The organism is Brevundimonas sp. (genome assembly GCF_036659295.1).
GTDB lineage: Bacteria > Pseudomonadota > Alphaproteobacteria > Caulobacterales > Caulobacteraceae > Brevundimonas.
Genome location: NZ_JAVXCU010000099.1, coordinates 1 through 7,467 on the forward strand (window position 1 = coordinate 1; position 7,467 = coordinate 7,467).

Consider the following 7,467-nt stretch of genomic DNA (forward strand, 5'->3'; position numbering starts at 1 on the left):
GTCGTTGGGCCTTGCTGAAGCTGGTGACTGGCAGCCTTCGCGTCGGCGTATCGGCGCGACTGGCGTGGCAGGCGGCGGCTGACTACGGCGGCGTCGATGTGCCCGACATTCAGGAGGTCTGGCACGGACAGGAACCGCCCTATCGCGACATGCTGGCCTGGCTGGACGGTAAGGGCGAGCGGCCACAGGTCGAGGCGTATGGCCGGTTCCGCCCCGTCATGCTGGCCCATCCAATTGACGAAGCCACCGAGATGCCGCGCCTAGATTCCGCAGACTTCGTGGCAGAGTGGAAATGGGACGGTATCCGTATTCAGGCCGTGGCTGAGGGCGATATCCGCCGCCTCTATTCGCGCACCGGCGAGGATATCAGCCACGCCTTCCCCGACTTGGTCGAGGCGATGGATTTTCAGGGTGTGATCGATGGCGAACTAATCGTGCTGCACGATGGCCAGATGGGCAGTTTCTCAGACCTGCAACAAAGGCTGAACCGCAAGACTGTAGATGCTAAACGCATGAACGCTTACCCTGCCGGTATTCGCGCCTATGACCTGTTGGCCGAGGGCGAAGAGGACACCCGCGCCCTGCCCTTTTATGAGCGGCGCGCACGGATGGAAGCTTTCATCGCCGCCGTGCATTCGTCTCGCATCGACATCTCGCCGCTTGTGGAGATCGAAAGCTGGGATCAACTGGCCGAACTACGTGCCAGCCCGCCCGCGGGTGATGCGCGTCTGGCCGAAGGCTTCATGCTGAAACGTCGCGACAGCGTCTATGAGGCAGGCCGTCCCAAGGGACCGTGGTTCAAGTGGAAGCGCGATCCTATGCTGGTCGATGCCGTGCTGATGTACGCACAGCGCGGGCACGGCAAACGCTCCAGCTTCTATTCGGATTTCACCTTTGGCGTCTGGACCACCGATGAGACGGGCCAGCGCGTACTGACACCCGTCGGCAAGGCCTATTTCGGCTTTACCGACGAAGAGTTGAAGCAACTCGACAAGTTCGTGCGCAACAACACCACCGACCGCTTCGGCCCCGTCCGCGCCGTCACCGCCACCACCGAGTTCGGCCTCGTTCTGGAAGTCGCCTTCGAGGGCCTGCAACGCTCCACCCGCCACAAGTCCGGCGTCGCCATGCGCTTCCCGAGGATCAACCGCATCCGGTGGGATAAACCAGCCGGAGAAGCGGATAAACTCTCTGCTCTCGAACAAATACTGGCGGCGATTGAAGTGGGATGAAACCTTCCTCTGCGCTTACCATATCCAATAATGTGACATCTCCCGCCAACATCCTGCTGCCGCAGAAATTTCGTGACTGGTTCGCCATTCGGGGGTGGTCGGTGCGTCCGCATCAGTTGGCGATGGTGGAAAAAGGTCTAGCGGGCGAAGATGCCTTGCTGGTGGCCCCGACGGGTGGGGGCAAGACGCTGGCGGGGTTTTTGCCGAGTCTGATCGAACTGTCACAGAGGCGTAAAAATCCTGACGAACAGTCCTCGGTTCACACCCTCTACATCTCTCCGCTGAAGGCGCTGGCGGTGGATGTCGAGCGCAACCTGCTGACGCCAGTGCGCGAGATGGGGCTGAACATCGTCATCGAGAGCCGTACCGGAGACACTGGACAGGCCCGCCGCGTACGTCAACGAGCCAAGCCACCGGATATTCTTTTGACCACGCCAGAACAACTGGCCCTTTTTTGTGCCTGGGAGGGTTCTAGGGAATATTTTAAAGACCTACGCTGTGTGGTGATCGACGAGATCCACGCCATCCACGGCTCTAAGCGCGGGGATCTGTTGTCGCTGGGCCTGTCGCGACTGCGGGCCTTTTCGCCTAATATGCGCAGCGTCGGCCTGTCGGCCACGGTGAATGACCCGACGGCTATCCGGGGTTGGCTGTCAGACAAGGGCGACGACATCGTTTTGGGACAGGCGGGCGCGCCGCCGGAACTGGATGTGTTGCTGAGCGAAAATCGCGTGCCGTGGGCAGGCCACACAGCCAAACACGCGATGCAGGAAGTCTATGACGCTATCAAAACGGCGAATACAGCGCTCATATTCGTAAACACGCGCTGGCAAGCCGAGTTTGCATTTCAGGAGCTATGGCGACTGAACGAGGATAACCTGCCGATTGCCCTGCATCACGGCAGCTTGTCTGCAGAGCAACGTCGCAAGGTTGAGTCCATGATGACGCAGGGTTTGCTTAAGGCCGTGGTCTGCACATCCACACTGGACCTCGGGATCGACTGGGGCTCGGTCGATCTCGTCATCCAGTTGGCCGCTCCCAAAGGATCATCCCGGCTTGTTCAACGCATTGGCAGAGCGAACCATCGACTGGATGAACCATCGCGCGCCATCCTTGTACCAGCCAGCCGTTTCGAGATGCTGGAATGCCGTGCTGCCGTAGAGGCCGTGATGGAAGGTGCCCATGATGGTGAGCCTATCCGAAACGGTGCCAAGGACGTGCTGGCACAGCATATTGTCGGCTGTGGCTGTGCAGAGCCTTTTGATTTGCAAGCGATGTATGAAGAAGTCCGTACCGCCGCCCCCTACAAAACGCTCTCTTGGGGGGATTGGGAAAAGGTTGTCGATTTCGTTTCGACCGGTGGATACGTTTTAAAGAATTATGAGCGTTATACGCGGCTGATCCGGGGGCTGGATGGACTGTGGCGTCCGTGGAATCCGGACATAGTTCGCCGTCATAGAATGAATGTTGGAGCCATAGTCTCCGCTCAAACATTGAACATTCGATTGCAAGGCCGGCGCGGACTGGGCCTTGGCCGTAAAGTAGGCGAAGCCGAAGAGACCTACTTCGAACAGTTATCTGTCGGAGACAGTTTTCTTTTCGCTGGAGAAGTATGGCGATTTGAAGGGGTGACCGGAACCAACGCTGTCGTTACGCCCAGCCGCGACAAGGAACCAAGGGTTCCAAGCTGGGGCGGATCCCGAATACCCATTTCCTCGCACCTAGCCTCTCGCGTGCGTGGCCTAATCAGCGATCGGACTTCATGGTCAAGCCTGCCCCCCGATGTTCAAGAATGGCTGGAGGCTCAAGATAATCACTCAGCCGTGCCCGGTCCGGAAGATTTGCTGGTTGAAACCTTTCAACGCGGCAAACGTCATTTCATGGTCTGCTACCCCTTCGCAGGCAATCTCGCGCACACAACCCTGGCAATGTTGTTGACGCGTCGGCTGGATCGAGAAGGCGTAGGCCCTATCGGATACCTCGCAAACGATTATGCAGTCTGCATATGGGCAATGCGCTCAATGAGCGAATTAGATTTCGCAAAACTGTTTCAAGAGGACATGCTCGGGGACGATCTCGAGAGCTGGCTTCAGGAAAGCTATATGATGAAGCGTGCGTTTAAAGAATGCGCTCTCATCTCGGGATTGATCGAAAGACGTATGCCGGGCCACGAGAAAAATAGCCGTCAGGTTACGTTCTCATCCGATCTTATCTACGACGTGTTGAGGCGTCACCAGCCAGACCATCTTTTATTAGAATGTGCACGAGAGGACGCGGCTCGCGGCCTCATGGATGTTGGACGTTTAGGAGAAACGCTGAAACGCGTGTCTGGACATCTGATGATATCTAAACTTGCAAAGGTTTCCCCGTTCGCGGCTCCATTGCTGATGGCGATTGGAAAGGAACGTTCACCCGGAACATCTGCAATAGATATGATGCTCGAAGAAGCCGCATTGATTGATGAAGCCATGACATGAGCACGCTTATCAACGTGGCCGGAGAGCCGGTTCACCTACGCTCTGCCGGAACATTGTGGGTTCCCCAGTTTTCAACGCTGGTTGTGGCCGACCTACACTTGGAAAAGGGTTCCGCCTACGCAGTGGGAGGTCAGTTGCTACCTCCCTATGATACACGCGACACATTGGAACGGCTTGCCACAGAAAACCGCACTTTAAATCCGCAGAGACTTGTCCTTCTAGGTGACACCCTGCACGACATGGATGCGGTTAACCGCGTGGCTCGTGATGATGCCGATGCGATCCGACAACTTGCTCGATCCTTAGAGCTTGTATGGATTAGTGGAAATCACGATCCGGATGGTGGAGCCGCCTTTGGCGGTCAAAGCGTAGAGACTTTAAATTTAGGTCGCCTCAAACTATGCCACGAACCAAAACCGGAGGAAGCTTTCGGAGAAGTTGCGGGCCATCTACACCCCTGCGCTAAATTACGCGGACCGGGCGTAACCATACGACAGCGCTGTTTTATCACTGATGGTCAACGACTGATCTTGCCTGCTTTCGGCTCCTACACAGGAGGCCTGAACGTACTCGATGAGGCATTTGCAGGCTTATTCGTTTCTCAGCCCGATATATATTTAACTGGACGAAAAATTGCGCGTTTGAAACTCGAACAACTTTCTCCAGATCGTGACCACACTATCAAGCGCCATCGTTTGCTCTAGTGGATAAGAACGACTTTTAATTAGCCGATGGATAAAGTTCATTCGCTCGACGTTACAACTTCACTGGTCAAAGATGGAGTTCGATTATGCTGCCTTGGGAAGAGATTATCGGACCTGTTATTGGGTCGCTAATTGCAGGCGGCTTGATCGGTTTGGAACGAGAATGGCGCGGTCGTCCTGCCGGTTTCAGAACACATATTTTAGTTAGTTTATCCTCCTGCCTTTTGATGCTCGCCGCTCTTCATCAAACACACTGGGCGTTTGACGAACTTCCACGCAGCAACATCATGACAGACCCTACCCGGATGGCCCATGGCGTCCTTACGGGCATTGGTTTTCTGTGCGCGGGCGTGATCTTCAGACAAGGCTTTTCGGTTCATGGCTTAACGACCGCAGCATCTTTATGGATGACGGCTGCAATCGGTCTTTTGTACGGTGCCGGCTTATTTGGCTTGGCGACAACAGGAGCCCTAATCACAGCGGTTATCTTAGTCGCCCTGAAACTGATAAGCGACCGCGTTCCCGCTCGGTTAAACGCCGATCTACAGGTGCGCTGGAAGCGCGGAAATGATCATGGCCATAACCGCATCCGCAACATTGTAGATCACCACAGCTACAGGGTGCAGACCATAAGATATGCTCTATCGTCAGATGGTGCGTCCGAAACCAGAAACTGGCGATTGCAACTGCGAAACCGGTCCCAGTTAGACGCACTCTCAAGCGCCCTGTCTGCCGATGATACGGTGCTTACATATCGGCTTGAAACCCACGACGATTGATGCGGGATGCTTCATTTCACAGCATCGATTACCGCGAAAGATCGCTGTGAGGATTAGGCTGGCGATATCGGAATAGGTAATGCCGCTACCGCCCAGCCGGGCGCATTCTGTAGTGTCGAATGCGCCCGCAATATACATTTTTGGTCCAGCCTTATGGCAGATCGCGAACCTTGGGTTCGCGGCTCCAGTGGCGAATGGGACCAACCTTGATCAGTTCCTCCCAAGGGACAACGCCTTCGTCCTTTTCGACATTGGCCTTGTCCAAAAGCACCTGTGTGCCTTTGCAGTGACCTATCGTTTTGCAATGGGCATAGGCATCGGCAAACCACTGGATCGCGCCCGCGTCCTTCAGGAGTTTATCTGCCGCATCTGGCATAATGATCGAAGCGATGGCGTCAAACGTCACAGAGGGCGAACCAGCCAATTGCCCATCGGCAGTCAGTTCTCCTCCCTTAACCTTAAGCGTGCCGATTTTCGGAGCGACCAGGAAGACGGTGCCGCCCGCCTTCTCAATCTCGCCCTTCAGCTTGTCGATGCCGCTCTTGTCCGACCCTTCGGCAAACAAGATACCGACTTTTCTGCCTTCGAAGGTTTTACGGGCCTGTTTCTGGATCGACAGGGCGTCGGAGGCTTTCATGTCCACCGGTTCCTTCGCTGCCTTGGCCTTGGGTGGCAGCTTCATAGCCAATCCGTTGGCCACGCGTTCGGCTAGGCTCTCGTCAATATTGCGTAGACGCGACAGCACGCGGGTGCGCACATGCTCCAGCGTCACTTTCGACAATTCGAATACAAGGGCCGCGCAAATATGCGCCTGTTCGTTTTGCGTCTGCGAGCGATAGAAGAGGCGCGGCTGGCTATAGTGATCCGCAAAGGCCTCGGCGCGGATACGCAGCTTTACAGAACCGTCATTGCGTTCGCCATTGGCTGTGAATGACGTAAATCCGGTTTCGGGACAGGCACGCGGGCCAGTCGTCTCGCCCGCCTCCCCCAGTGAATTAGGCTCGTAGTTTGCGCGGCCGACCGGCACTTGCGTCTGCATCATCCCGTCGCGCTGGAAATTGTGGAACGGGCATTTTGGGGCATTGATGGGTATCTGGTGGAAGTTGGCCGTGCCTAGCCGCGACTTTTGCGTATCCAGATACGAGAACAACCGTCCTTGCAGCAGCGGGTCATTGGTAAAATCGATACCCGGAATGATGTTGGACGGAAGGAAGGCCGCCTGCTCGGTCTCCGCAAAGAAGTTATCGACATTACGGTTCAGGGTCATGCGGCCAATGATCTCGACCGGAATGTCCTCTTCCGGGATCAGTTTGGTCGCATCCAGAACGTCATAGGCCTGCTTGGCTGCCCAGGCCTCGTCAAAGACCTGAATGCCAAGGTCCCATTGCGGATAGTCACCGTTCTCGATGGCCTCGAACAGGTCGCGACGATGAAAGTCGGGATCGGCCCCTGCCAGTTTCACGGCCTCGTCCCATGTCGTGCTTTGAATACCCAGCACCGGTTTCCAGTGGAATTTGACGAACTTCCCCTCACCTTTCGCATTCACCATGCGGAAAGTATGCACCCCGAAACCTTCGATCATTCTCAGGGAGCGCGGTATGCCGCGATCCGACATGGCCCACATGACCGTATGCAGGGTCTCGGGCATCAGGCTGATAAAATCCCAGAATGTGTCGTGTGCCGATGCGGCCTGCGGGTAGCCTCGATCCGCCTCCATTTTTACGGAGTGAACGAGGTCGGGGAACTTCATAGCGTCCTGAATGAAGAAGACAGGAATGTTGTTACCTACCAGATCCCAATTGCCCTGCTCGGTATAAAGCTTGACGGCAAAGCCCCTCACATCCCTCGGCGTGTCTACCGATCCCGCCCCGCCTGCAACTGTAGAAAAGCGAACAAAGACAGGACATTCATTTCCGGCCTTTTGGAACAACGCCGCTTTTGTCAGATGCGGGATGGCCCGCGTCACTTCGAAAACGCCATGTGCACCCGAGCCACGGGCATGCACGATACGCTCGGGAATGCGTTCGTGATCGAAGTGGAAGATTTTCTCGCGCAGAACAAAATCTTCGAGCAGCGTCGGACCGCGCTCGCCGGCTCTCAGACTGTTCTGGTTGTCTGAAACACGGTGACCGAAATTATCGGTCAGGTGCATCTGCCTATCATCATGGTCCCCGCTCTTGGAGACGACCTGTTGGGTTTCTCCGGCATTGCCGCTGCCTTCATCAAAAGGCGTATGACCGGACCCTGGCGCAAACGCATTCAGGGTATTGGTGTT

General features: G+C 56.0%; 5 protein-coding genes. 4 read left to right on the forward strand and 1 reads right to left on the reverse strand.

The genetic code is table 11. The features are described 5' to 3' along the window. From RSB01_RS12640 to RSB01_RS12655, 4 genes are all read left to right on the forward strand, one after another. Window positions 1-1,232: cisplatin damage response ATP-dependent DNA ligase (locus RSB01_RS12640; protein ID WP_332625588.1), on the forward strand; the 1,232-nt coding region annotated here is incomplete at its 5' end. Then, the gene (locus RSB01_RS12645; RefSeq protein WP_332625589.1) at window positions 1,229-3,709 is read left to right on the forward strand and encodes a ligase-associated DNA damage response DEXH box helicase; all 2,481 of its coding nucleotides are present in this window, start codon (window positions 1,229-1,231) and stop codon (window positions 3,707-3,709) included. The genes RSB01_RS12640 and RSB01_RS12645, both read left to right, overlap by 4 nt. Then, window positions 3,706-4,413: a ligase-associated DNA damage response endonuclease PdeM gene (gene pdeM / locus RSB01_RS12650; protein WP_332619625.1), complete on the forward strand. Its 708-nt coding sequence runs from the start codon at window positions 3,706-3,708 to the stop codon at window positions 4,411-4,413. The genes RSB01_RS12645 and pdeM overlap by 4 nt, the downstream gene beginning before the upstream one ends. 86 nt (window positions 4,414-4,499) lie before the next feature. Then, the gene (locus RSB01_RS12655) at window positions 4,500-5,192 is read left to right on the forward strand and encodes an MgtC/SapB family protein (protein WP_332625590.1); all 693 of its coding nucleotides are present in this window, start codon (window positions 4,500-4,502) and stop codon (window positions 5,190-5,192) included. A 151-nt stretch (window positions 5,193-5,343) separates the two neighbouring features. Here the strand turns inward: RSB01_RS12655 and RSB01_RS12660 are convergent, their stop codons facing one another. Next, complete coding sequence (locus RSB01_RS12660; RefSeq protein ID WP_332625591.1) at window positions 5,344-7,455, reverse strand: catalase; 2,112 nt, start codon at window positions 7,453-7,455, stop codon at window positions 5,344-5,346. Window positions 7,456-7,467: the final 12 nt, after the last annotated feature.